The 24,402-nt window shown below is 37.7% G+C and carries 20 protein-coding genes; 12 read left to right on the forward strand and 8 right to left on the reverse strand.

The features are described 5' to 3' along the window. Positions 1 to 8 precede the first annotated feature (8 nt). The 7 genes from acpS (at position 9) to ESZ26_RS03065 (ending at position 6,416) form a co-directional block, all read left to right on the forward strand. Positions 9 to 389, forward strand: coding sequence for a holo-ACP synthase (gene acpS / locus ESZ26_RS03040; RefSeq protein ID WP_146797794.1), 381 nt, complete (start codon positions 9 to 11; stop codon positions 387 to 389). 118 nt (positions 390 to 507) lie between these two features. After that, entirely contained in the window at positions 508 to 753 is a 246-nt protein-coding gene (locus ESZ26_RS03045) for a hypothetical protein (protein WP_146797792.1), read from the forward strand. A gap of 314 nt (positions 754 to 1,067) precedes the next feature. Beyond that, a complete protein-coding gene (gene acs, locus ESZ26_RS03050) occupies positions 1,068 to 3,014 on the forward strand; it encodes an acetate--CoA ligase (RefSeq protein WP_146797790.1) in 1,947 nt (648 codons plus the stop codon). A 190-nt stretch (positions 3,015 to 3,204) separates the two neighbouring features. Next, positions 3,205 to 3,351, forward strand: coding sequence for a hypothetical protein (locus ESZ26_RS19155; RefSeq protein WP_170246293.1), 147 nt, complete (start codon positions 3,205 to 3,207; stop codon positions 3,349 to 3,351). A 212-nt stretch (positions 3,352 to 3,563) separates the two neighbouring features. After that, positions 3,564 to 4,673 (forward strand): 3-deoxy-7-phosphoheptulonate synthase, encoded by a 1,110-nt coding sequence (locus ESZ26_RS03055; RefSeq protein WP_146797789.1) that lies wholly within the window; start codon positions 3,564 to 3,566, stop codon positions 4,671 to 4,673. Positions 4,674 to 4,716: 43 nt separating this feature from the next. Beyond that, positions 4,717 to 5,856: a bifunctional chorismate mutase/prephenate dehydrogenase gene (gene tyrA, locus ESZ26_RS03060; RefSeq protein WP_146797787.1), complete on the forward strand. Its 1,140-nt coding sequence runs from the start codon at positions 4,717 to 4,719 to the stop codon at positions 5,854 to 5,856. Positions 5,857 to 5,930: 74 nt separating this feature from the next. After that, positions 5,931 to 6,416, forward strand: a complete 486-nt coding sequence (locus tag ESZ26_RS03065) for a thioredoxin family protein (RefSeq protein WP_146797784.1) — start codon at positions 5,931 to 5,933, stop codon at positions 6,414 to 6,416. Between the two features lie 166 nt (positions 6,417 to 6,582). On the opposite strand, the gene barA is transcribed toward ESZ26_RS03065, so the two are convergent. After that, on the reverse strand, positions 6,583 to 9,408 hold the full coding sequence (barA, locus tag ESZ26_RS03070; RefSeq protein WP_146797782.1) for a two-component sensor histidine kinase BarA: 2,826 nt from the start codon (positions 9,406 to 9,408) through the stop codon (positions 6,583 to 6,585). Positions 9,409 to 9,504: 96 nt separating this feature from the next. Between barA and rlmD the strand changes: the two genes are divergently transcribed. From rlmD to ESZ26_RS03090, 4 genes are read left to right on the forward strand one after another with little or no spacing between them, the layout of a single operon-like run. After that, positions 9,505 to 10,827 carry a 23S rRNA (uracil(1939)-C(5))-methyltransferase RlmD gene (gene rlmD, locus ESZ26_RS03075; RefSeq protein ID WP_146797780.1) on the forward strand — a complete coding sequence of 441 codons (1,323 nt, stop codon included), beginning with the start codon at positions 9,505 to 9,507 and terminating at the stop codon, positions 10,825 to 10,827. 41 nt (positions 10,828 to 10,868) lie between these two features. After that, complete coding sequence (gene relA / locus ESZ26_RS03080; protein WP_146797778.1) at positions 10,869 to 13,076, forward strand: GTP diphosphokinase; 2,208 nt, start codon at positions 10,869 to 10,871, stop codon at positions 13,074 to 13,076. A 35-nt stretch (positions 13,077 to 13,111) separates the two neighbouring features. Beyond that, positions 13,112 to 13,930 carry a nucleoside triphosphate pyrophosphohydrolase gene (gene mazG, locus ESZ26_RS03085; protein ID WP_146797776.1) on the forward strand — a complete coding sequence of 273 codons (819 nt, stop codon included), beginning with the start codon at positions 13,112 to 13,114 and terminating at the stop codon, positions 13,928 to 13,930. Then, the gene (locus ESZ26_RS03090) at positions 13,927 to 14,730 is read left to right on the forward strand and encodes an enoyl-CoA hydratase-related protein (protein WP_146797774.1); all 804 of its coding nucleotides are present in this window, start codon (positions 13,927 to 13,929) and stop codon (positions 14,728 to 14,730) included. The genes mazG and ESZ26_RS03090 overlap by 4 nt, the downstream gene beginning before the upstream one ends. A gap of 55 nt (positions 14,731 to 14,785) precedes the next feature. Here ESZ26_RS03090 and ESZ26_RS03095 read toward each other — a convergent pair whose 3' ends face one another. The 5 genes from ESZ26_RS03095 to ESZ26_RS03110 form a co-directional block, all read right to left on the reverse strand. Beyond that, positions 14,786 to 15,514, reverse strand: a complete 729-nt coding sequence (locus ESZ26_RS03095; protein ID WP_146797772.1) for a YebC/PmpR family DNA-binding transcriptional regulator — start codon at positions 15,512 to 15,514, stop codon at positions 14,786 to 14,788. Positions 15,515 to 15,814: 300 nt separating this feature from the next. Beyond that, the gene (locus ESZ26_RS03100) at positions 15,815 to 16,744 is read right to left on the reverse strand and encodes a PDC sensor domain-containing protein (protein WP_146797770.1); all 930 of its coding nucleotides are present in this window, start codon (positions 16,742 to 16,744) and stop codon (positions 15,815 to 15,817) included. A 176-nt stretch (positions 16,745 to 16,920) separates the two neighbouring features. After that, positions 16,921 to 17,058: a hypothetical protein gene (locus ESZ26_RS19160; RefSeq protein WP_170246294.1), complete on the reverse strand. Its 138-nt coding sequence runs from the start codon at positions 17,056 to 17,058 to the stop codon at positions 16,921 to 16,923. A gap of 35 nt (positions 17,059 to 17,093) precedes the next feature. Then, a complete protein-coding gene (locus ESZ26_RS03105) occupies positions 17,094 to 17,612 on the reverse strand; it encodes a hypothetical protein (protein ID WP_146797768.1) in 519 nt (172 codons plus the stop codon). Between the two features lie 131 nt (positions 17,613 to 17,743). After that, positions 17,744 to 18,625 (reverse strand): LysR family transcriptional regulator, encoded by an 882-nt coding sequence (locus ESZ26_RS03110; RefSeq protein WP_223271539.1) that lies wholly within the window; start codon positions 18,623 to 18,625, stop codon positions 17,744 to 17,746. Between the two features lie 865 nt (positions 18,626 to 19,490). Here ESZ26_RS03110 and astB point away from each other — a divergent pair. Further along, positions 19,491 to 20,828 carry an N-succinylarginine dihydrolase gene (gene astB / locus ESZ26_RS03115; RefSeq protein WP_146797766.1) on the forward strand — a complete coding sequence of 446 codons (1,338 nt, stop codon included), beginning with the start codon at positions 19,491 to 19,493 and terminating at the stop codon, positions 20,826 to 20,828. A 106-nt stretch (positions 20,829 to 20,934) separates the two neighbouring features. On the opposite strand, the gene glsB is transcribed toward astB, so the two are convergent. Both glsB and ESZ26_RS03125 read right to left on the reverse strand, forming a co-directional pair. Next, positions 20,935 to 21,867, reverse strand: a complete 933-nt coding sequence (gene glsB / locus ESZ26_RS03120) for a glutaminase B (protein ID WP_146797765.1) — start codon at positions 21,865 to 21,867, stop codon at positions 20,935 to 20,937. Between the two features lie 211 nt (positions 21,868 to 22,078). Beyond that, entirely contained in the window at positions 22,079 to 24,373 is a 2,295-nt protein-coding gene (locus ESZ26_RS03125) for an ATP-binding protein (RefSeq protein ID WP_170246295.1), read from the reverse strand. Between the last annotated feature and the right edge of the window lie 29 nt (positions 24,374 to 24,402).

The raw sequence follows: 24,402 nt of genomic DNA on the forward strand, positions 1-24,402 counted from the left end.
GATTTATTATGTCTGTGGTGGGTATCGGTACTGATATTATTGAAATAAGCCGTATAGAGAAAATGGCGATTAAAGTACGAGACCGTTTAGCACTGCGCGTGCTAACGCCAACAGAATATGAAAAATATCAATCGTTAAAAACCCCCGCCTTATATTTAGCAAAGCGTTGGGCGGGAAAAGAAGCAGCGTCCAAAGCACTTGGTACCGGTATAGCTAATGGTGTTTCTTTTCAAAATTTTGAAATAAAATCATTAGCTTCTGGCCAACCACAACTACTATTAAGTGGTCGTGCTGAAGAGTTAGCAAGGGCATTAGGCGCTGAAACTTGGCATATTTCACTCTCTGATGAAGCGCTATATGCTACCGCTTTCGTGGTACTTTCTCGATAGTTAAACAAATAAAAAATCGTGGTTGATAAAATCTGTTCTATACTAATAATAGCTACTGCTGTTTTTCTGCGCTATATCGATACAATGAAGTTGGTATTTATTTAACGGGGGGTAAGTTATGCAATTACAAAAGCAACCTTTTAATGATAGAAGACAAGAGTCCCCTGAGCATTCAGTTTGGTGGAAAAAACTGTCACTTGCCCAAAAATTTTCAGCGGGTAGTCTAGGTAAATTTGGTTATGAATTACTTTTTATACGTAATGAAAATGGTCGTAGTATCGCCGTGTTATCGAATAACAGTGGTAGCGTTATCATAACTGAAGATGGCGAAATTAACGGTTCACCCGATATCATTATTCGTTAACGTACCCATTTAAATTCTCCTTAGACCACTAAAAGCAATTTATTTTGCTTTTTTTTTAAGTTAATTATGACAGCCTGGTCATTGGTGACTTAGATGTTAATGTTATTGGCAGGAAATTATCTTTTTTCAATTTAATCTAAATTTAATCAGCCGTATTCGACTTTAGTTGAGTAGTCGCACTAATTAACTTCCTATATGATGTTGTCACTGTTTTAAAAATAAACTCAAAATCTATTAGCGTTTAGATGGATCTACATACCATTTAAGCAATAATCAACTTGGTACAACATCAAGTCAGCAATGAAGGACTCAACATGAACGAATTGAAAAGCTGTTATCCAGTTTTAGAGCAAGCCAAAGCACACACACATATTGATAGTGCAACATATGATGCGATGTACAAGCAATCAATTGAGCAACCTGATGTATTTTGGGGTGAGCAAGCTGAAAAATTTCTTGATTGGTATAAACCCTGGGACAGTGTCAGTGATGTTGACTTGAAAACGGCTGATATTAAATGGTTTTCTGGTGGTAAATTAAATGTAAGTTATAACTGTATTGATCGTCACTTGGCCACAAAAGCAAATGATACTGCTATCATTTGGGAAGGCGATGATCCCAGTGATGATAAAAAAATTACTTATCAAGAGTTACATGATCACGTTTGTCGTTTAGCGAATTTATTGAAAGCACGTGGCGTTAAAAAAGGAGATCGGGTTTGTATATATATGCCAATGATCCCTGAAGTCGGTTATGCGATGTTAGCTTGTGCTCGCATCGGCGCGGTACATTCAGTTGTATTTGGTGGTTTCTCAACCGAGGCTATCCGTTCGCGTGTCGCGGATGCTGATTGCCAAGTTATCATTACCTCTGATGAAAGTTTACGTGGTGGTCGCGTTATTCCACTGAAAGTGAATGTAGATGAAGCGGTTGCAGAATGTCCAAATGTCCATACGGTGATTGTAGTTGCGCGCACCGGCGGTGATGTTGCTTGGAATGACAAAATCGACATTAGTTATGAAGAAGAAGTCGCCAAACAATCAGCCGTCTGTGAACCAGAAGTTATGGACGCAGAAGATCCGTTGTTTATTCTTTATACTTCAGGTTCAACAGGCACACCAAAAGGTGTTTTACATACCTGTGGTGGTTATTCGCTTTACGCAGCAATGACTCATAAATATGTTTTTGACTATAAAGATGGCGAAATTTATTGGTGTACTGCCGATGCAGGTTGGATCACCGGCCACTCTTATATTTTTTATGGCCCGTTAGCTAACGGCGCAACTACACTGGTTTTTGAAGGCGTACCCACTTACCCTGATGCTGGACGTTTTTGGCAAATATGTGAAAAACACAAAGTTAATATTTTTTATACTGCACCTACTGCGATAAGAGCCTTGATGAGTATTGGTGACGATCTCGTTCATCAGTCAGATCTTTCGTCGTTACGTTTGCTCGGCACTGTTGGCGAGCCCATTAACCCTGAAGCTTGGCATTGGTATTATGAAGTTGTCGGCAAGTCTAACTGCCCAATCGTTGATACTTGGTGGCAAACAGAAACGGGTGGTATTTTAATTACTTCATTACCCGGTGCTGTTGATATGAAACCGGGTGCTGCAGGCAAGCCATTTTTCGGCGTCCAGCCAGCATTGTTTGATAAAGAAGGTAATACACTTACAGGTGCTGACCAAGGTTTGTTAATAATCACCGGGAGTTGGCCAGGGCAATTACGTACAGTTTATGGTGATCATGACCGTTTTTATCAAACCTATTTAAGCCAATATCCTGGTAATTACTTTACTGGTGATGGTGCACGTCGTGATGAAGATGGATTTTATTGGATCACCGGGCGTGTTGATGATGTCCTTAATGTTTCGGGTCATCGTTTAGGTACTGCTGAGATTGAAAGCGCTTTAGTGCTTCACCCTGCTGTAGCAGAAGCTGCTGTTGTTGGTTATCCGCATGAAATTAAAGGCCAAGGCGTTTATGCTTATGTGACTTTAATGGCTAATGCGAGTGAATCACCGGAGTTACTGAAAGCGTTAACTGAGTTTGTTGCTAAAGAATTAGGCCGTTTTGCAAAACCTGATTACATTCAGTATGCGCCTGGCTTGCCAAAAACACGTTCTGGTAAAATCATGCGTCGTATTTTACGTAAAATTGCTGAAAATGATATCGATACCTTAGGTGATACATCGACTTTGGCAGACCCTAGCGTGGTAGAAAACTTGATCAGTAATCGTATTGTTCATGGCGGTTAGTTGCTAACGATGACTTAATAAAAAGCGCCTTAGGGCGCTTTTTATATTTTTGTTGGAAAAGCGGATCGTGACGTGCACTAATGCCGTCAAGAGAAGTTCTCTGCGAAAGGGCATCCTCCGCTCTGGCGTGCGTGCTTCGTTCTATTTTCTGCATCCATGCAGTCCTGAACATATACGTTCCTTGCCATCCATGGCACCACGTTATACCGTTCATCCTGAACATATACGTTCCTTGCCATCCATGGCACCACGTTATACCGTTCATCCTGAACATATACGTTCCTTGCCATCCATGGCACCACGTTATACCGTTCATCCTGAACATAACCTAGAATAAAAACACTAAAACTACTGTACCTTCAAAAAAAACCCCTGTAAGATATTGTGTACAAACAGAGTAAATAATTCTTTACAATGTAAAGCAGTGGAACTGTCATGCAAAATCAACAACATCGATATTATTACTAGCCCTTCTTTTGCTAAGTCACACTTAGTTCTTTTGTTCTATATTTACCTTAATAAATAATCTTGCGATAAATGGAAAATACAATGTCTAACTCATTACCGAACGCTCAACCCAGTAAAGGCCCTCACGTAAAAACCCTTAATGATATTCATGTCAATTCAGAAGATGTATTAATAACACCTGATCAACTAAGAAATGAATTACCTCTGTCTGAAAGTGGACGTAATTTTGTTAAAGCTGCCCGTAAGGTGATCGCTGATATCATTCATAAAAAAGATCATCGTTTACTTGTTATTTCAGGTCCTTGTTCTGTGCATGATCTCGATGCCGCTAAAGAATATGCGCAAAAGCTAAAAGCCTTACATGATAAGCATCAAGACAGTCTTTATATTGTTATGCGTGTTTACTTTGAAAAGCCGCGTACCACAGTCGGTTGGAAAGGTTTAATAAACGATCCGCATATGGACGGTACCTTTGATGTCGAGACTGGTTTACGTAAAGCACGAGAGTTATTGATTTATTTAACAGATTTAGGCTTGCCATTAGCCACCGAAGCGCTTGATCCGATCAGCCCGCAATACTTGGCTGAACTTTTTAGTTGGTCGGCGATTGGTGCTAGAACAACTGAGTCGCAAACACACAGAGAAATGGCTTCAGGACTCTCTATGCCTATCGGCTTTAAAAACGGCACCAATGGTAGCCTAGATGTTGCTATTAATGCTCTGCAGTCGGCTGCGTCATCACATCGTTTTATGGGGATAAATCGTCAAGGACAAGTATCATTGATTAAAACTTCTGGAAATCCTGATGGCCATGTTATTTTGCGCGGTGGCACAAAACCAAATTACGATGCCGATAATGTCGCGTTATGCGAGAAAGAATTGAGTGCACAAGCGTTAGAACCTGGTATTGTTATCGATTGTTCGCATGGCAACTCAAATAAAGATTACCGTCGTCAGCCATTGGTGGCAGAAAATGTATTTAATCAAATCATTGCAGGTAATAAATCAATTATTGGTATAATGTTAGAAAGTCATCTTAACGCGGGAAACCAGAGTTCTGATGGGCCAAAAGAGTTATTAAAGTATGGTGTTTCAGTGACGGATGCCTGTATTGATTTTAATGATACTGCACTTTTATTCGCAAATGCGACCGATAAACTTGATGATGTTTTAAAGAAGCGTTTATCTTAAATTAGCATGAAGGCGAGTACGCTAAACGTAAATGAGTAAATTAATGGATAAGAAAAGCATAGCTCCTCAGTTGACAACATTGAGAAATGAAATTGATGAAATAGATACTCAATTAGTCGAGCTATTAGCCAAGCGCCGCAGAGTTACTACTAAAGTGGGCGAGTTGAAAAGTCGGGTTGGTATGCCGATTTATGCACCAGACCGAGAAGCTCAATTACTGACTATGCGACGCCAACAGGCGATGGACGCAGGCGTGTCTCCAGAATTAATTGAAGATATTTTAAGACGGCTAATGAGTGACTCTTACATCAGTCAAGATGCCAGTGGCTATCAATGTGTCAATACCGACAGTGGAAAAATAGTCGTTATCGGTGGTAACGGTCAGTTAGGTAAAGTGTTTGTTGATTTATTTGAGCGCTCTGGCTATCAGGTAGCCGTTCTTGAACAAGCCGATTGGCCAAATAGTGATAATATCCTTGCACAAGCAGGTGTCGTTATTGTGGCAGTACCTATTCGCTTAACATCAATGATCATTCAAAAGCTCTCTTGTTTACCTAAAACATGCATTTTAGCTGATGTGACGAGTGTAAAAGAAATGCCACTTTATGAAATGATGAAAGTACATCAAGGACCCGTTGTTGGTTTACATCCAATGTTTGGACCTGATGTGTCAGGGTTAATTAAACAAACAATTATTACCTGCGAAGGGCGTTTACCCGAGCAATATAATTGGTTGCTGAAACAATTTCAGGTCTGGGGAGCAAAGATTTATCCCGTCGATGCGTTGGCGCACGATCAAGCAATGTCTATGGTACAAGTGATGAGACATTTTTCAACAATAGCCTACGGGTATCATTTGATGACTGAAGGGGCTGATATATCGCAACTCGTTGAAATGAGTTCGCCTATTTATCGTTTAGAGTTAATTATGGTTGGACGTTTATTTGCCCAAGATCCCGTGCTCTATACCGATATCATTTTTTCAAATCATGATAATGTTGCGATGATGAAGCGTTTCGCTTATCGGTTTTTAGAGTTGTTAGAAGATGTTGAAATGGGTGATAAAGATGCTTTTGTTACTATGTTTGCCCAAGTTTCCGATTGGTTTGGTGATTATGCAGATATTTTTTTACAAGAAAGCAAAGCCATGTTATTAAAGGCTAACGAATTAAAAAAACATTAAATTTCTCCGTTCTATCAAAACAGTGCTGAAAAGGTAAGTTGAAGTATGACGGCGATAAAATAAGCAGAGTCCTAATGAAAAAACTATTATTAACAGTATTCACCATAGTCTTTTGTAATCTACTGTCGTTATCTGTTCACGCTGAGAATACCGATGGCTTTGCACTGGGTGTGATCAGTGAAGCTGAACTGTTGAGTGACTTTAGCGCTTTTAATAAAAACTTTAACGAGTTTTTATTAAGTGAGCAAGAAAAAGAAATTATTGCTCAGTGGCCTGAATCGTTAAAAATAGACATTTATTTTGCGACTTGGTGTCATGACAGTGAACGTGAAGTGCCTAAGTTACTTAAATTGCTGCAAGGTAATAAGCAAATTAGTGCCACGCTTATTGCACTTGATTACCAAAAAGAAGATCCACAGCAATTAGCCAAAGCAAATAATGTTAAATACACGCCAACCATCATTATTTATCAAGATGAAAGTAAAACAGTAGAGCTCGGGCGAGTTATTGAAAGACCCAATACCAGCTTAGTTGCCGATATTAATCAGTTATTACTTTGATCAGCCTTTGAATCTTGACAGATTCTTAGGCGCTGTCATAGGAGTAAACCGCATCACTTTACTGAAACACTAACACCTTTATCCAAGCCTTATTAAGTCATGGAGCTTATTAAATCTATAAGCTGAGTGACACCATTCATTAGCTAAGACCAACCATCAATAATTATCAGTGATCAGGCTGAGAATTTTGATTAAAAATTTTCGCTGCTTGATTGATCACATTATCAATGTGTTCAAAGAATTCAAAAAATTCAGGCTCTAAGTCATCAATGGTGACACCACCTTTTAGCTCGGTTTCTATCTGATGAACGACACGTCCTAGGCTTGGTACACCCGAGTAACAACAAGCGCCATTGAGCTTATGCATAAGTACTTTCAATTGCTCGACATCTTGTGAAGTCAATGCTTCAGAAATGTTCAGCTTTGTATCAGGTAGGCTTTGCACTAAACCTTTAAACATCTCTTGGGCGAGTTCTTCTTTATTGCCTGCTCGCTTTAATGCTAAAGGCCAGTCAATTACTTGATGGTTTCGTCTGTGCATAATCGTTGCGTTGTTAGGATCAATGACTTGTTGATTTAAAAATGTATTATCGACACTTTTGTTTTTCATTTTTCTAATATTTTGTGGCTGTGTTAAATCACAATATTCATAAATACAATGGCGCAACATAGCTTCATCAATAGGTTTAGTCATGTAAGAGTCAAAGCCCATTTTTAACAGTTTATCTTTCTCTTCTTTAAGGGCATGTGCCGTTACGGCAATGACGGGGGTATTGTCATTAAAAGTGATCGCTTTAATACTTTTTAGGGCAGATATGCCATCCATGACAGGCATTTGAATATCCATAAATATCATTGCAAATTTTTCATGTTTACAAATATCTACCGCTTCTTGACCATTAACCACAGTGGTAACTTCATTGACTTGTTCGAGTAAAAGTTCATTGATGAGCTTTAAATTTGCTTCGTTGTCATCAACCGCCAATATTTTAACTGGAATTTTATTCTCTTCTGACGTTGATCTTATAATGTCTAGTAGGTGATTTCGTGGTAATAACACCTTATTTAATCGTTCTGGCGTAATAGGTTTACTTAAACAGCTTTTCGCCCCACAAGCGATTAACGCCTCTTGTAAATTAGGTGAGTTACTGTTGATCGCTAAATGAATTTGAGTCACGCTGCTCGACAATGTCGCGATAAGCTCTTTTAACTCAATTAATGCCGTTGGCGTTATATCATGACTTATCAGGGCAAAGTCAAAATGTGCTTTTTCATTCAGTAAATTGTTAACTTGTAGTAAATTTTGCGCTGGATGAACAGCCAAGTTCCAATCGGTAAGAATTTCACTGGTCGCAATGCGACTGTGGGTATGAGGTTCAAAATAAAGGACACTTTTTCCTGCTAATTCGTGGTTATCAAAAATATTATCAATAGAGATAGGGTTTACTTCACAACGAAAAGTAAACCAAAATGTTGAACCTTGACCTTGTTCGGTAGAAAATCCCATATTACCGTTCATTTCAGTGACTAAGCGTTGCGAAATAACTAAGCCTAATCCCGTACCACCATAAAGCCGGGTAACGCTTTTATCTGCTTGACCAAAAGCCTCGAAAATAGTTTTCTGTTGCTCATGGTTCATACCAATACCGGTATCTTTAATCGTTACTTTTAAAATCGCAATATTATTTTCAATACGCTCGCTGTCGACATCAATATCAACAGAACCTTTATCAGTGAACTTCATGGCATTGCTGGTCAGGTTAATCAAGACCTGCTTAATTCGCATGGCATCACCAATGAGAGCATCGGGTAACTGTGGATTAACCCGTAAAGATAACTCAATATTTTTTTTGTGAGATGTTGGTGCAAGTAATGTTAATGTTTCCTCAACCGCTTCTCGCATCGAAAAAGGAATGTTTTCGATAACCATTTTTCCGGCGTCTAATTTAGAAAAATCTAAAATATCATTAATAATTGCCAGTAAATTAGCTGACGAACGCTCTATGGTTTGTAAATAGTCGCGCTGGGTAATCGTTAAAGGCGTCTTCAATACCTGGCGAGTAAAGCCAATAACACCATTAAGTGGTGTGCGCAGTTCGTGACTCATATTGGCTAAAAATTCTGATTTAACTCTATTGGCTTCTTGTGCTTTTCGTTTAGCAATATCAAGTTCAACGTTTTGTATTTCAAATTGTTCTAAACTTTCTCGTAAATCAGTAGTGGCTTGATCTATACTGCCTTGCATTTCTTCTTGGTAATCACCTAATGATTGTGCCATAGCGTTGACACCGTTTTTCAAAAAGTTTAATTCACCTATTAACTGTCCAGTTACCCGGCTCTCTAATTTACCTTCTCTGATCCGATCAACGGCAAGCACCATCGCGCCTATCGGACGAGTGAAGTTTTTAATTAGCCGGTAAGAAAAAAAGGCACTAAAAGCACTGCCAAGTAAGACAATCAGAAAAGAAAATATCATTTGGTCTTGTTGTTTTAAACGTATATTACTGCTATCAATTTGCATGGCAATATAGCCAATATTGTCTTGAGACATTGAGCGAGTTGCGTCATTTATCACGGTTTCATTAATAATAGGGCTGTGAAAAATGAAGTCATCGCCATTTTTAGAAAAAATAGTGCTGTTGGGAATAACTTGCCCCGCTTTAAGGCGTAATAAATTGGCGTCACCATGATAAGAGCTGGTAACAAATATTTGGTTGTCTTTGGTGAAAACAGCAATGCTTTTGATAATAGATGACTGGCTGCGATGGGTGAAATTCATTAAATTACGCAGTTGAACCCGATCTTTATTTAACATACCTAAAGAACTGGCAATTGCTAAGGGTTCAATAATACTTGCAGAGCGCTGTGTTAAAAAAGTATTTAATTCATTATAACGGCTATACGAAAAATAGCTGGCTATCGAGAAAGCGATCAGCGTGGTTGGTACTATGGTAAGTAAAATTACCCAATCTTTCAGACTTATTTTATGCATTATCTGCTGAACTTTAGTGTAAAATCATGACTTTGAATAACCTTATAATGGCATATCGTCATATAAATTTATAGCACTTAACAGGTATATTTCGTTATGGCGAACTTTTTTAAAGCAACGACTAAAAAACAAGAATTAGGTCAAGAAGTTAACATTAAGGTAACACGCCTTGATATCAACGGTTGTGGTGTTGGTTTGTATAATAAAAAGCCTATATTTATTGATGGCGCTTTGCCTGATGAAGTTGTAAAAGTGAAGGTTATAGAGCAAAAAAATAAATATAGCCGTGGCAAGTTAATTGACGTCTCTGTTGCTAATAAACAACGTATTGCCGCTAAGTGCCAGCACTTTCTCAGTTGTGGCGGCTGTGATTTACAGCATTTATCAGCAAGCGCTCAGCTTGATTTTAAGCAACAGAAGGTCAGTGATTTATTTTCGCGTAGCAACCACGAGCAGTCACTTCCTTGGCAAGCGCCTATCGTTAGCCAGCCTTGGCATTATCGCCGCAAGGCCCGTATTGGTGTGCAATATAATAAAGCAGGCCAAGCCATTATTGGTTTTAGGCAGCGGGGCAGCAATCAGCTAATTAATATTAAAAGTTGCCCTGTGCTCATCGAGCCAGTAAATAATATATTTTTACCTCTAAGAGCCTTACTAAAAAAATTATCAGGTAAAAATGCTATCGGTCATATTGAAGTTATTGCCACAGAAAAAGTGACGGTAGTCGTGCGCCAATTAGAGCAACTAACCAAGCAAGATAAAAGTCATTGGCAAGCATTCAGTGAGGATTTTTCTTGTGATGTACTCTTTGACTTAGGTAAAGAGATAGTGCCGCTCGATGAAGCGATTTCAGCAAGTTTGCAATATCTATTAGCGGACAATATTGCTATTTCTTTTAGTAGCGATAATTTTATTCAGGTCAATCATCAAGTCAATAAAAGTATGATAAGCCAAGCCATTGAGTGGTTAAACTTAACCAAGCAAGATATTGTTTTAGATTTGTTTTGTGGTTTAGGTAATTTTAGCTTACCAATAGCTAAAAACGTTGCACAAGTGGTCGGTATTGAAGGTGTTGAACTTATGGTCAGCAACGCGCATAAAAACGCTTTGCAAAATGGTTTAAGCAATTGTGAGTTTTATCAAGCTGACTTAAATAGTCATTGGAAAGATGAAGTTTGGGCAAATAAAAAATATACCAAACTGCTATTAGACCCGGCACGTGCAGGCGCATATCAAGCGTTACAACAATTGGTACATTTAAATATTAACAGCGTACTATATGTCAGTTGTGATCCGACAACCTTAGCCAAAGATAGTGAATTATTACTAGCGCAGGGTTACCGTATTGAAAAAATATCCTTAATGGATATGTTTTCTCAAACAAAGCATATTGAGACTATGGTATTGTTTGTGAAGTAGACATTTATCTTGTTTTTTCTAAAATTCAGTAGGTTATTCTTATGGTTTCGGTACGTAAATCTCATCAAATATCGGAAATAAACTTTGAGCAGTGGTTAAGCTCATTGGAGCTTAGCGAACAAAAGCATCAAGCACTTGAAAAGCTTTGGCAGCAAGTCAGTGACTTTTATCTTGACCAGCAAGAATGTCAGACTAAGTCTTTAGAGATGGTCGAAATCCTTGCCAGTTTGAATTTAGACCGTGATTCTTTGTGCGCGGCATTTTTGCTGCCGTTATACGAATACCAATGTATCTCATTAGAATATATTGAAGAAAATTTCTCTAAGAAAATACTCGATTTATGTAATGGCGTTAGCCAAATGCAAGCGATAAAGACATTACAGCAAGGTCAGTCTAATCAAGTATCGGCTAACCAAGTCGATAATATTCGCAAAATGTTAGTTGCCATGGTTGACGATGTTCGGGCGGTCGTTATTAAGCTTGCCGAGCGAGTCTGTTATTTACGGCTGGTAAAAAATGCTGATGAAGAAACACGAGTTTTAGCTGCTAAAGAAACCGCCAATATTTATGCACCACTCGCGAATAGATTAGGCATTGGTCAATTAAAGTGGGAACTCGAAGATATTTCCTTTCGCTATCTTCATCCCCTTGTATATAAAAATATAGCTCAACAATTAGATGAAAAACGCTTAGACCGTGAACAATATATGGCTAATTTTGTTAGTAATCTTAGTGGGCAATTAAAAGATTTAAATATTGCCGGGGAAGTGTATGGTCGCCCCAAGCATATTTTTAGCATTTGGAAAAAAATGCAGCAAAAATCGCTTGATTTTGAACAACTTTTTGATGTTAGAGCCGTGAGGGTTGTTGTCGATAAACTTCAAGATTGTTATGGCGCATTAGGTATAGTTCATACCAGTTGGCAGCATTTACCTAACGAATTTGATGATTATGTCGCGACGCCAAAACCTAATGGTTATCAATCGATTCATACGGTTGTATTAGGCCCAGAGGGAAAATCAGTAGAAGTACAAATAAGAACTCAGCAAATGCACGATGATGCAGAAATGGGGGTTGCAGCTCATTGGCGTTATAAAGAAGGCAGCACTGGCAGTAAGAACAATGATAAAAAAACTGGTTTTGATGAAAAAGTTAGCTGGTTAAGAAAAATTTTACAATGGCAAGATGACGTTAGCGAAAGTGGCGATTTACTCGATGAATTAAGGAGTCAGGTCTTTGAAGACCGTATCTATGTATTTACCCCCAACGGCGATGTTATTGATTTACCTGCTGGCTCTACACCCTTAGATTTTGCTTACTATATTCATTCAAATGTAGGTCATTGTTGCATCGGAGCGAAAGTTTCTGGACGTATTGTACCTTTTACTTACCGCTTAAAAACAGGCGATCAAGTCGAAGTACTAACCAGTAAAACACCTAACCCGAGTCGTGATTGGTTAAACCCTAATCTGCATTATACTCATGCACCAAGAACGCGGTCAAAAATTCAACATTTTTTTAGATTACTCGACCGTGACAAACATATTGCCATAGGTAAAGAACAGTTAGAGACAGAATTATCTAAAATCGATTTAACCGAAACTGACTTAATGTCAGCGAGTAGGCGTTTTAATATAAAATCGATTGATGATTTATATGCCGCTATTGGTTCAGGTAATGCCCGTTTAATGCAAGTGATTAATCATTTGCAATATCACGATGAAAGAAACAAAGCACCGGTAGAGCTTGATCCACAAAGCTTGGTAAAACCTCAACAGGCACAACAAAAATATCAAGCTGATGCAAATGGCATTACGGTATCTGGTGTCGGTAATTTATTAACCCATATGGCTAAATGTTGTCATCCGGTGCCAGGCGACAATATTGCTGGTTTTATTACGCAGGGACGAGGTATTTCGGTGCACCGCAATGATTGTGACCAATTGGCAAATGCGTTAACTCAGCAACCCGAACGTGAAGTAGAAGTTCAATGGGGTGAGCAAAATCAACAGAGCTATCTAGCAACAGTGAAAGTTATAGCGAGTGACCGTCAAGGTTTAGTGCGTGATATCTCTACAATTGTTTCCAATGAACGCGTCAGCATTGTTGGCATGGAAAGCCGCTCTGACCCGAATAAGCAAACGGTGGCTATGTTGTTAAATATTGAAATTGTTAACAATGAAATATTAGGACGTTTAATTGGTAAGTTACTACAACTTGATGATGTATTAGAGGTTAAACGACTCTAGTTTTATTTTATCTATTTTATGGAAAACGTATAAATATGTTAACTGAACAAGCTTCAATGAATAAACTACGCTGGATCATGACCCAATTACGCGATCCTAAAACAGGCTGCCCGTGGGACATTAAACAAGACTTTGCTTCGATAGTTCCCCACACAATCGAAGAAGCCTATGAAGTGGCTGATGCGGTCATTGACGCTGTTGAGCAGCAAGACTTCTCAGAATTAGAAAAAGAATTAGGGGATTTGTTATTTCAAATTGTTTTCTATAGTCAGCTCGGGCAAGAACAAAAGCAATTTGATTTTGACAGTGTCGTCGCGGCTATTTGTGAGAAAATCATTCGTCGACATCCCCATGTTTTTGGCGATAAAAATTTAACATCTGATGCGGATATCAATGCCAATTGGGAAAATGAAAAAGCGCAAGAAAGACAACAAAAAAACGCCAATGAACCCATCAGTATTTTAGCCGATATTCCGCGAAATTTACCGGCACTTTCTCAAGCGGCTAAGATTCAAAAACGCTGCGCACATGCCGGTTTTGATTGGCATAACATTGAAGATGTCTTTGCTAAAGTCGTCGAAGAAGTCGAAGAAGTTCACGTTGAAATTGAGCAAGATAATCCCGAAGCGCTTGCTGAAGAATTGGGTGATTTAATGTTTGCTGTTGTTAATCTTTGCCGTCATGCCAAACAAGATCCAGAGCAGTTATTGCGTCAAGCGAATCATAAATTTACAAAACGATTTCATGGTGTTGAAAAACAAGTAGCAAATTCTGGCGTTGAATTTGAACAACATTCGCTAGAAAAACTTGAAGAATATTGGCAGCAAGTCAAGCTTGATGAGAAAAAACGATGAACGATAGTATTCCCCAATTAGCTGACTGTTTACTCGTGCTAGAGAATAATATTGCTACGCTAACCTTTAATCGCCATGACGTACGTAATGCGTTAACGAGTACCGCCATTGCTGATGATATTGTTAGCACCGTCGAGTGGATTAATAAAACGGCTGATGTGGCTGTGCTGGTTATTACTGGCGCTGGCTCTGCGTTTTCATCGGGTGGAAACATTAAAGATATGGCTGAACGTGCTGGTGATTTTGCTGGTGACGTTCAAGAGCTTGAAGCACGTTATCGTCAAGGAATACAACGCATTCCGTTGGCAATACATAAGTGTGAAGTCCCTATAATTGCTGCTGTTAATGGTGCAGCAATCGGTGCAGGTTTTGATGTCGCTAATATGTGTGATATCCGCATAGCGTCAACAAAAGCTAAATTTGGCGAAACCTTTGCTAATTTAGGGCTGATCCCAGGTGATGGTGGTGCATGGTTTATGCAACGTGTTATCGGTTATCAAAAAGCCGCAGAGTTAACTTTTACCGGCCGAATCATCAATGCTGATGAAGCGAAAGAACTGGGGGTGGTGTTAAATGTTGTTGAAGCTGAGTTATTAATGGATAACGTGATGACTCTAGCAAACGAAATTGCCAGTAAACCAACGGCGGCAATGCGTTTAACTAAGCGGCTAATGAAAATGGCACAACGCACTGACTTACCCGATTTTCTTGATATTTGTGCGGTGTTTCAAGGCATGTGTCATAACAACCCTGATCATTTAGACGCGGTAAATGTGATGTTGGAAAAACTGGCTAAATAAAGTTTAAGCACCTTGCAACAGGTGCTTTACTCTTATTTATTATGCTTTGCTCGTTTTACGACTCTGCAATATCTGCATTATGATAAACGTTTTGTACATCATCACAATCATCTAGCATAGCGATAAATTTCTCAAAGTTTGCGGTGTCATCTTCACCAGTAATTTCAGTGTACGTTTGCGGTACCCAAGTGATTTCTTCAACTTCTAAATCAAATTCTGGCATTGAATTAGCAAATTCAGTTTTAATTTTGAAAAACTCAGTATGTGGTGCATAAACAGTAATGATACCGTCTTCAAGTTCAACATCTGTTACATCAATGTCAGCCATCATTAAGGTTTCTAAAACAGTTTCATCATCTTCGCCTTGAAAAGCAAAGACAGCTTGATGATTAAACATGTGAGAAACGGTGCCCGATGAACCAATTTTAGAATAGGTCTTGGTAAAACATTGACGAACATCTTTAATCGTTCTATTACCGTTATCGGTTAAACAATCAATAATAACCATACAGTTGCCAGGACCAAAACCTTCATATCGTGCGGCAACAAAATCTTCGCCACCGGCACCCGATGCTTTCTTTATCGCATTTTCAATGACGTGAGTAGGTACTTGATCTTTTTTAGCTCTCTCGATTAAGCCACGTAGTGTTAGGTTACCGTCTGGGTCAACGCCGCCTTCTTTGGCACTTACATAAATTGCTTTACCGTATTTTGAATAAACTTTAGTTTTTGCGCCTGCTGTTTTCGCCATTGATAATTTGCGATTTTGGTATGCTCTGCCCATCTGAATGCATCTCGTAGTTCTTAATAAATTGATGGGCTAGATTCTACCCGCTGAAGTCAATTTTGACTAGCCTGTAGTGCATTAATCATCAATATTTTCTATTTATTCTTATTAAATAATAATGAAAGCTGCTGAACTAGTCGTGGCTTAGTGTCGTAAGATGCCGTTAGATAGATGTAAATTGTTAAGGGCGAAAGTTCCTCGAAATTTTCAAATGTGGTCGTCGTTATTGTCTATTTTCAACAACTAAATTTTATGCTGTACCTTGTTTGATATTTATTTTGTTTGCTGGATTAAACGTTATTTTTTTAGGAGGGTTTCTGCTTTTGCGCCAAGGTAAACATAAATGCCTAAGCCGACAAGTAAACCAACTGAAGTTGCCATCATAGCAACAGCATTAACTAAGTATTCAGGTGAGCCGAGTACTGATTTAAACATCAGCAATAAAGCTTCTATTGAAACGGCAATTAAGATAGTGGCAATAAATCGAGTTATTGTTCGTCTTGTTGAACTATGCCGTAATATATCTTTTTGCATTAACACTTCTTCTTCTATCGTTGTTTTGCCTAAATCAAAAATGGCCAGTGCTAAGGTCAGAAAAATAATAATACCAAAAGGTTTTATTTGTAGATCTTCAGGGGTTGGTGAGAGTAATAAATTAACTATTTCGCTACCAGCAGAATATAAAAGAATACCGACAATAAAGAATAGTCCAACGACAATACATGAATAGACACTGACGAAAAAAGGATGGAATTTTTTTCTTTTTACATCACCCATTAAAAATTCAATGGCTTGCGCTAAGTTAATATCAATCACCAATACACCAATAACATCGCCATTTTTATTAGCATATTTCATTGAGGTAGAAATACAGAGATTATGGCTAGAGGTTGATAAGTAAGGTTCAGTAACTATGATGGTATTATTTTTATCTGCCTTTATATAATAGGGGCGATAAGAGCGGTCTATGCCAAGGCCTTCGGCCATACTTTTATTGATATTATTATGCTTAGCAATATTTTGACTACTTTGAACGCCATCGCGATCTAAAGTAAACATCAACTCAATAAAAGGGTAATGTTTAGTTAGCCAGTTCATTGAATTTTTTAGGAGGATTTCGTCTTTAAAAAAGTTTTCATCAAATGCACCGGCAACGATTGACGCCATCAATTCATGAATAGCATTGTGATATTCATGATATCTATCTATTACACTTATATAATTCATTAAACTCTACTTTGATGATAAATATTATTCAGGGGGAGTAGTCAGTCGAATAGGGTTAAGCTACTGGTGTTTATATTATTAGTAAGCTGGGTGTAAAAGTAGCAACGCTATTGATATCCTTAAATATTTAGCGATTTATGGTTGCGCTGCTACCGTTTATTAAATAAGCCATTCATTTACCTTGGTTGTCGAATTTCGTTAAAATCTTGGCTGTTTTCTGTTTCTTCAATATCCCACTGACTCACAGATAAGTGTTTGATGTTAACAATTAAAGTCGCAAAAGATGAAACGCTGTCTAGCATTCGTTTGATCATAATATATTTCCTAAAAAATAGTGTTAAGTTATTGATTAATCTGCAATCAGTGGTGAGGTTTCTGAAAGTGATGCTAACCGATATGCTTTTTGCTTGATAATTTTTAAGTTACCTAAGGTAATTGTGTTTTTATCAATTAATATCGCTTGGTTTAAATCTGCTAGGGCACCGCTAATATTATTGTTCTTGTACCTTGAAATACCACGATTACTGTAACTTAATGACTTAAGGTAAAGTCCATTGGTGTTAGTTAAGTTCATGGCTTCAATGCTGTCGATTGCAGCAGTGCATGCTGACTCTGACTGCTTTGCATTATCAGCTTGCAAATAGGCAACACATAAACTCATATGACTATTATACGAACTTTCATCTTGATGGCGTTTGGTGAGTTTGTTAATGCTTTTATTAAAGTTGCCTTTAACAATGTCTTGAGTACCTGCGGCATCTTTAACTACCGCAACTTTTAATGCGATGTCACTTTCAAAGGCTGATACAGGATTACTTATTAGTAAAGTTATCAATAACGGGGTTAATAAAGCTAATGTAGTTTTCATTTTTTTCTCTCTATTTAAAAGCGCATCTGGTTGATGCAGGTCTACTATAGAAATTTTCATCTCGCCAGACAAACGATTAAAATCAACGTATTGAGTGAATAAATTTCATCTGTCATTAGCATCGTTATTCGTTATTCGTTGTCATTGGCGAAGGTTTCTTTCACCCAATTAGCAAATAAAGTTAGCTCAGTTTTATTTTCCATATTTTCATGTTGGATTAGATAGTATTTGTCATTAGTGTTGAGCTCTTCATCGAAGAGTTTGACTAATAACTGCTCAGTAAACCATGTTTTACTGATCGGAAGAGGCACTAATGCTATGCCCATTCCTTGTTGAGCGGCTCGTGCAACGCCAAACATACTGTCAAACTGTATAATTTGTTTTGGATCAAAATCATCAATATTGACGTTGTCGGCCCATTGATGCCATGACCAAGGACGAGAGCGATGTAAAATCAGTGGAGTATTTTTTAATGCCAAAGTCCCCATGCTTTTAAGTTTTTTATAAAGTCTTTTATTACAAGCTGGGGTATAACGCACAGGGAATAATTCATGAACAATACTCGCATTTGGCTTGCCATTCGCTAAGACTATAGATAAGTCAGCGAGTTGCGAGGGTTCGCTGCCTGATTTTATCGTTTCTAATTGTAAGTTTATTTCTGGGTTTTTTTCAGACCATGTACTTAACTGGGGAATAAATAACTCACTGGCAAAAAATTCAGGCAAACTAATGACAATAGTTTTATTTTGTTGATTGTGAGTGAACTCCGAAATTGTTGATTCAAGCTGATGAATTATCGGTTGAATAGACTGATAAAACTGTTTCCCTGAACTGGTTAGTTCTATTGAACGTGTTCCTCTTTTAAAGAGGTCAAAACCTAATTGTTCCTCTAGCTGTTTTATTTGATGGCTAACCGCTGAAGGCGTTAAAAACAATTGTGCGGCGGCATGTTTGAAGCTTAAACATTTTGAAGCCACGCAGAATGACCGTAAACCACGTATGGGTGTTTGAATAGGCATGTGAGTAAAATAAATTGATGAAGACAAATGGCAACAGCAATAGTTATGCCGAAACTTAACTACTTGATAATATTAATTATATTGCTTTAGTAAAATAGTGGCTATTTTTAAAATGCACCACTTTGGATCATTTGCACGATAAGAACAATCTATTTATAGAGTTTAAAGCAGAAAAAAAGGACATCAATGATGTCCTTAAATATAGCAGTTTACCAATACAAACAGGTGTTTTTAAAGAATCTATAAATTATTATTAGAGCGACTCAACAAACAACTGCATCGTAAATTTATTTCTCAGGCACAGCAAATGAGATAAATTCATTCGATGGAGCAATTTTTTTCACCTGTAAAATAAAATGAGATAATACTGCTCATTCGTTGGACATTTATTCGTTAGGTACAGTAAGTAAAAGCCATTAAAGGAAAGTCTGCTTATTTTATTGCTTAGCTAAAAAAAGCTAAAAAAAAAGGACATCAAATGATGTCCTTAAAATGAAACAATATAAGCAGTACTATTTAAGAATCGGGGAAGATTCAAAATACAAATGAATGGTAAATTGATTGGTCAGTCACAGCAAGCGAGATAAATTCATCTGATAGATTAACTTTTTTCATCTATCAATTTTTATACAATTAATAAGTGTTACTAGGTTTATAAGCCCTTTTGATGTTTATAACTTACGCGCTTCACTTACATTATATATCGTTGCAGGGTATGTTCAGTTAATACCGCCGTTACTATCGATAAATTAAACGTTAGTATAAAAACTTTACATATTGATGATCAATATTTTGATTGGTGCGTATCTTATTATATTGTTAAAAAAATTAAAAAAACGATTAAAAGGTTGAGGTAATAATGAAAAGTTTTGAAGTGAATTTCGATGGTTTAGTGGGCCCAACTCATAATTATGCGGGGCTTTCTGAGGGGAATGTTGCCTCATTATCAAATACGAATAACAGCTCAAACCCTAAAGAAGCAGCCTTGCAAGGTTTGAAAAAAATGAAAGCGTTGCATGATATGGGCTTAAAACAAGGGGTATTTGCCCCTCAAGAACGTCCTGACCTCTATACGCTTAAAAGATTGGGCTTTCACGGCAGCGATGCGCAAATATTGTCAGCAGCTTATAAAGCTTCGCCAACACTACTCGCCGCTTGTTGCTCTGCATCAACGATGTGGACAGCCAATGCAGCAACCGTTTCACCATCAGCCGATACCATTGATAAAAAAGTACATTTTACCTCAGCTAATTTAGCCAATAAGTTTCATCGCTCCCTCGAACCTGAAACGACCAGTAAAATCCTTAAAGCTATGTTCAACGATGATAAGTATTTTCAGCATCATCAGCACCTTAACGATAATGAACACTTTGGTGATGAAGGCGCTGCTAACCATACGCGATTATGCGAAGGCTATGGAGATGCTGGTATAGAGATCTTTACTTATGGTCGTTATGCTTTTAATCGAAATAAACCAGCACCCGTTAAGTTTCCTGCTCGTCAAACGTTGGAGGCGAGTCAGGCGATCGCAAGATTACATGGTCTTTGTGAAGATAAAGCTGTTTTTGTTCAACAAAACCCCGCTATTATCGATCAAGGTGTTTTTCATAATGACGTGATTGCGGTCGGTAACCAGAATGTTTTTCTTTACCATGAACAAGCCTATTTAAATACGGCAGCATTCAAAGCCGAAGTTACTCGAAAGTATAGTGGTGAAAAACTGCACTTTCTTGAAGTTTCAACCGAGCAAGTGTCGATTGAAGCCGCGGTTAATACTTATTTGTTTAATACTCAAATTGTCACCTTAGCTGATAATTCTATGGCTATTATTGCCCCTAGGCATTGTCAGGAAAATAGTCAGGTTAATGATTATCTACAAACATTAATTGCCGGTGATAACCCAATAAATCATCTTGAATTTTTTGATGTAAATGAAAGTATGAAAAATGGTGGAGGTCCAGCATGTTTACGCTTAAGAGTTGCGCTCACCGAGCAGGAGTTACTTGGGGTTAATCCTGACTGCTTGCTAACACCAGCATTGTATAACCGACTAGTGACTTGGGTTAATCGTCATTATCGTGACAAACTAGTGATAGATGATTTACGAGACCCACAATTAATTATTGAGTCACGCACGGCATTAGATGAACTTTCACAAATTTTATCTTTAGGTGCTGTTTATCGTTTTCAACAATAATTAAATACTGGCAAAACAAGTTACTTTTGAGCAGGCGTTTTTAACTAGAAACGTGCTGCTTTTAGTTAATGTCGGTAGTTAAGACACAAATAGCTGATGTCAGCGATTAATGGTAAATAGACAAGCCTAATTCTTCTGCAATACCTTCTACTAACTTCATACCAACCACCGAATTACCAAAACTGTTTAACGGTGGGCTCCATGTACAGATCACGCCATAATTTGGCACAATAGCAATTAAACCACCACCTACACCACTTTTAGCCGGTAAACCAACAGAAAAAGCGAACTCACCAGATTGATCATACATACCACTGGTTGATAATATCGCATTAACGCGGTGGGCATCTTTCGGGCTACAGATAACCTGTTTTGTTAATGGGTCGATACCTTTATTAGCTAAAAAAAGTAAACTCTGTGCGAGCTGCTCGCAGCTCATGGCGATTGAACATTGGGTAAAATAATGGCTGAGTACATCAGGAATCTCGGCTTCAATATTACCAAAGCTTTTCATTAAGTAGGCTAGGGCGGCATTACGATTACCATGAGTGAACTCAGATTGATAAACGTCGAGATCAACACGAATATCTTCGTTATTTGCCAGCTTCCTGACAAAGCCTAAGAAAGCTAACTTACTTGCCGAATAATGGCTGGTTAATACGTCAGCCACTAATAAAGCACCGGCATTTATTACCGGGTTTCTGGGAATACCTTTTTCCCACTCCAACTGAATAATAGAATTGAAAGGTTGACCAGAAGGCTCCATTCTTACCCGTTGCCACAAAGAATCACCTAGGCGATTCATGGCCATCACTAAACCAAATATTTTTGAAATACTTTGAATAGAAAAAGCGTGCTGATAATCACCAGCGCCAACTGTTTTTCCGTCAATGGTAGCGACTGCTATGCCGGCAAAGTCAGGTTCTACACTGGCAAGAGCAGGAATATAATCGGCTACTGCACCCTCGACAAAGCTATCACGGTAAGAATGCAGCAATGCGTTGAGCTTACCTTGTAAATCAACAATGTTTTTTTTCATATAATGGTTTGGATGTTAAAAGGGCAGAGGCGCTATTATGCACAAAATAAAGTTGAGATGTAGTCTTAAAACGGACTAATTTACATAAAGGGTTTCGGTTCGAAAATTCAGCGACTTCTCTAATCAATAAAATACAATTCTTCGACAGCTATGGCGTTAGCTTAAAATCATTTATTTAAGCTAACGCGTGCCGATATCGCTTTTATGGCAGTTAGCTTGGTATCCAATTGGTAAGTTTTTGCTGTAATTTAATAATGTCTATCGGCTTGGCTAAATAGTCGTTCATACCGGCACTGAGACACTTTTCTTTATCGCCTTTCATGGCATTAGCCGTCATAGCAATAATAGCGATATCTTGGTGCTCTTTCCCTGCCTGACCGGCTCGGATAGCCTCAGTTGTTTGATAGCCATCCATTTCAGGCATCTGGCAATCCATCAAAATTAAGTCGTAGCTAGTTGAGTTGAGTTTTTCTAGCGCGTTAATCCCGTTTACTGCTATATCAGCGGTTAACTTTAATTTACTGAGAATTTTAGTCGCAACGATTTGATTAATTCTGTTGTCTTCCACCAAGAGTATTTTTTTAAAAGATAAGTTAACGTTTTTAATCGCTACGTTTTTATCAGTACTATCAGCAATATCATTTTCAGGTTTACCATAAACTAAATTAAAGGCAAAGCAGCTGCCTTTATCTAATGTGCTATTTATTTTTATATCTCCAGACATCAATTCACATAACTGTTTTACAATCGTTAAACCTAAACCGGTACCACCATATTTTCGGGTGGTTGAATTATCGGCCTGAGAAAAGGGAGTAAAAATATTTTGTTGCTGCTCCTTGGAAAGACCTATGCCGCTATCACTGACTTTACAGGAAAAGTTGAGTTTTTCTTTGTCTATAACTATCAGTTCAACTTCAAGGTCAATACTGCCTTGCTCGGTAAACTTAATAGCATTACTAATAAGATTAATCAGTATTTGTTTAAGCCGAGTAGGATCGCCAATGACTGTCTCTTGACAGAGCGACATCGATTTAATGTTGAGTGCTAATGATTTTTTTTCGGCAAGCGCATTCATTATTATGACGACTTCGTTAATAATGTCAGCAATATTAAAATGAATACTTTCTATTTCTAGTTTGCCTGATTCAATTTTTGAGTAGTCTAAAATACTATTAATTAAGGTCAATAAGGATTCAGAACTCGAATTTACCAGATTAATATATTCTTTTTGTTCATCGTTTAACGGCGTGTTAGATAATAAACTGAGCATACCGACCACGCCATTCATTGGCGTTCTAATTTCGTGGCTCATATTAGCTAAAAACATACTTTTTGCTTTGGTTGCCTGTTCAGCCTTTTTTTGTGATAAAACCAGCTGTTGATTTAATTGTTGTGATTGTATTAATAAGTCATTGGTTTGCTGATTTTTTAATTGAAATATCGACGCCGACTTCATTAAATGACCTATTTCATCTGCTCGATTAACGTTAAGTTCAAACTGTTCATTAATTATTTTGTTTTCGGCAAGCGCATCAAAAACTTGGGTCACTTTTTCTATTGGAAATATAAGTCTTTTTAAAATATAGACAGTGATAAGACTGGTGAGAAAAATCCCAAGAATAAACATAATATTGCCACGAACAATAGACTCGTCAACTAGAGTATTAAGGTGGGCGTTACTTGAGTTGAGATGTGTTAAGGCAACTTCACTTAAATTTTTTGCTAAATATAAAAATTCGTTGGCAGAGCCAGACATAACCACATTGACTAAGTAATTATAATTTCGGGTTACTTGTGTCAATAACTTAAAGTCACTAGATAAAGTGGTTAATGTTGAAGTAAAGCCATTGATATTTAGTGGTGCTGCGGTACTTTCTACTTGGCTAAAAATGTGCTGAAAATTCATAATATTTTCAGTATTAGGTAGTATAAAGTATTGATAAGCAGCAAGTTGTAAGGCTGAGGTTAGATCACCAAGTCTTTTGGTTGTCAGGTCAGCGTTTTGAATAGATTGATTAAGGTGTATACCATTAGAGGCTTCAGCGGTAATGCTAGTCAGATGGTTTAGCTGGGTCACTATGGTTTTATTAAATAATTCACTTTTTTTGTCGATGAGTAAGACAACAGAATCAAAGTTTTCTCGGTAAGCTTTTAAGTGATTACGCATACTCTCTATCGCGACTTGTTGATTGGTGCCAATGTTATATCTATTGATAAAGAGTGACGTTATATCTAATTTACGCGTGACCGAACTCATAATATCATTTAATCGTTTTAACACTGATGGCGCTTGATTTTCTTTGTAAATAAGCACATTTCGCTGCAAATCTAAGACATCTTTTTCTAATGTTTTAACTTGAACGACAGTATCAACTATCTCCTGATTAGAGGTTAAGCCAGTGACAAAAAGTTTTTGGCTTTGATACGAAACAGTCTCTTGACCAATAAAAAGTAAAATAATAATGGTGAGTGAAAAAATTAATTGTGCTTTTAAGCTGCGAAACATTGCTGACACCATTGAGTTTCAATACTTAT

The organism is Colwellia hornerae (assembly GCF_007954355.1).
Classification (GTDB): domain Bacteria; phylum Pseudomonadota; class Gammaproteobacteria; order Enterobacterales; family Alteromonadaceae; genus Colwellia_A; species Colwellia_A hornerae.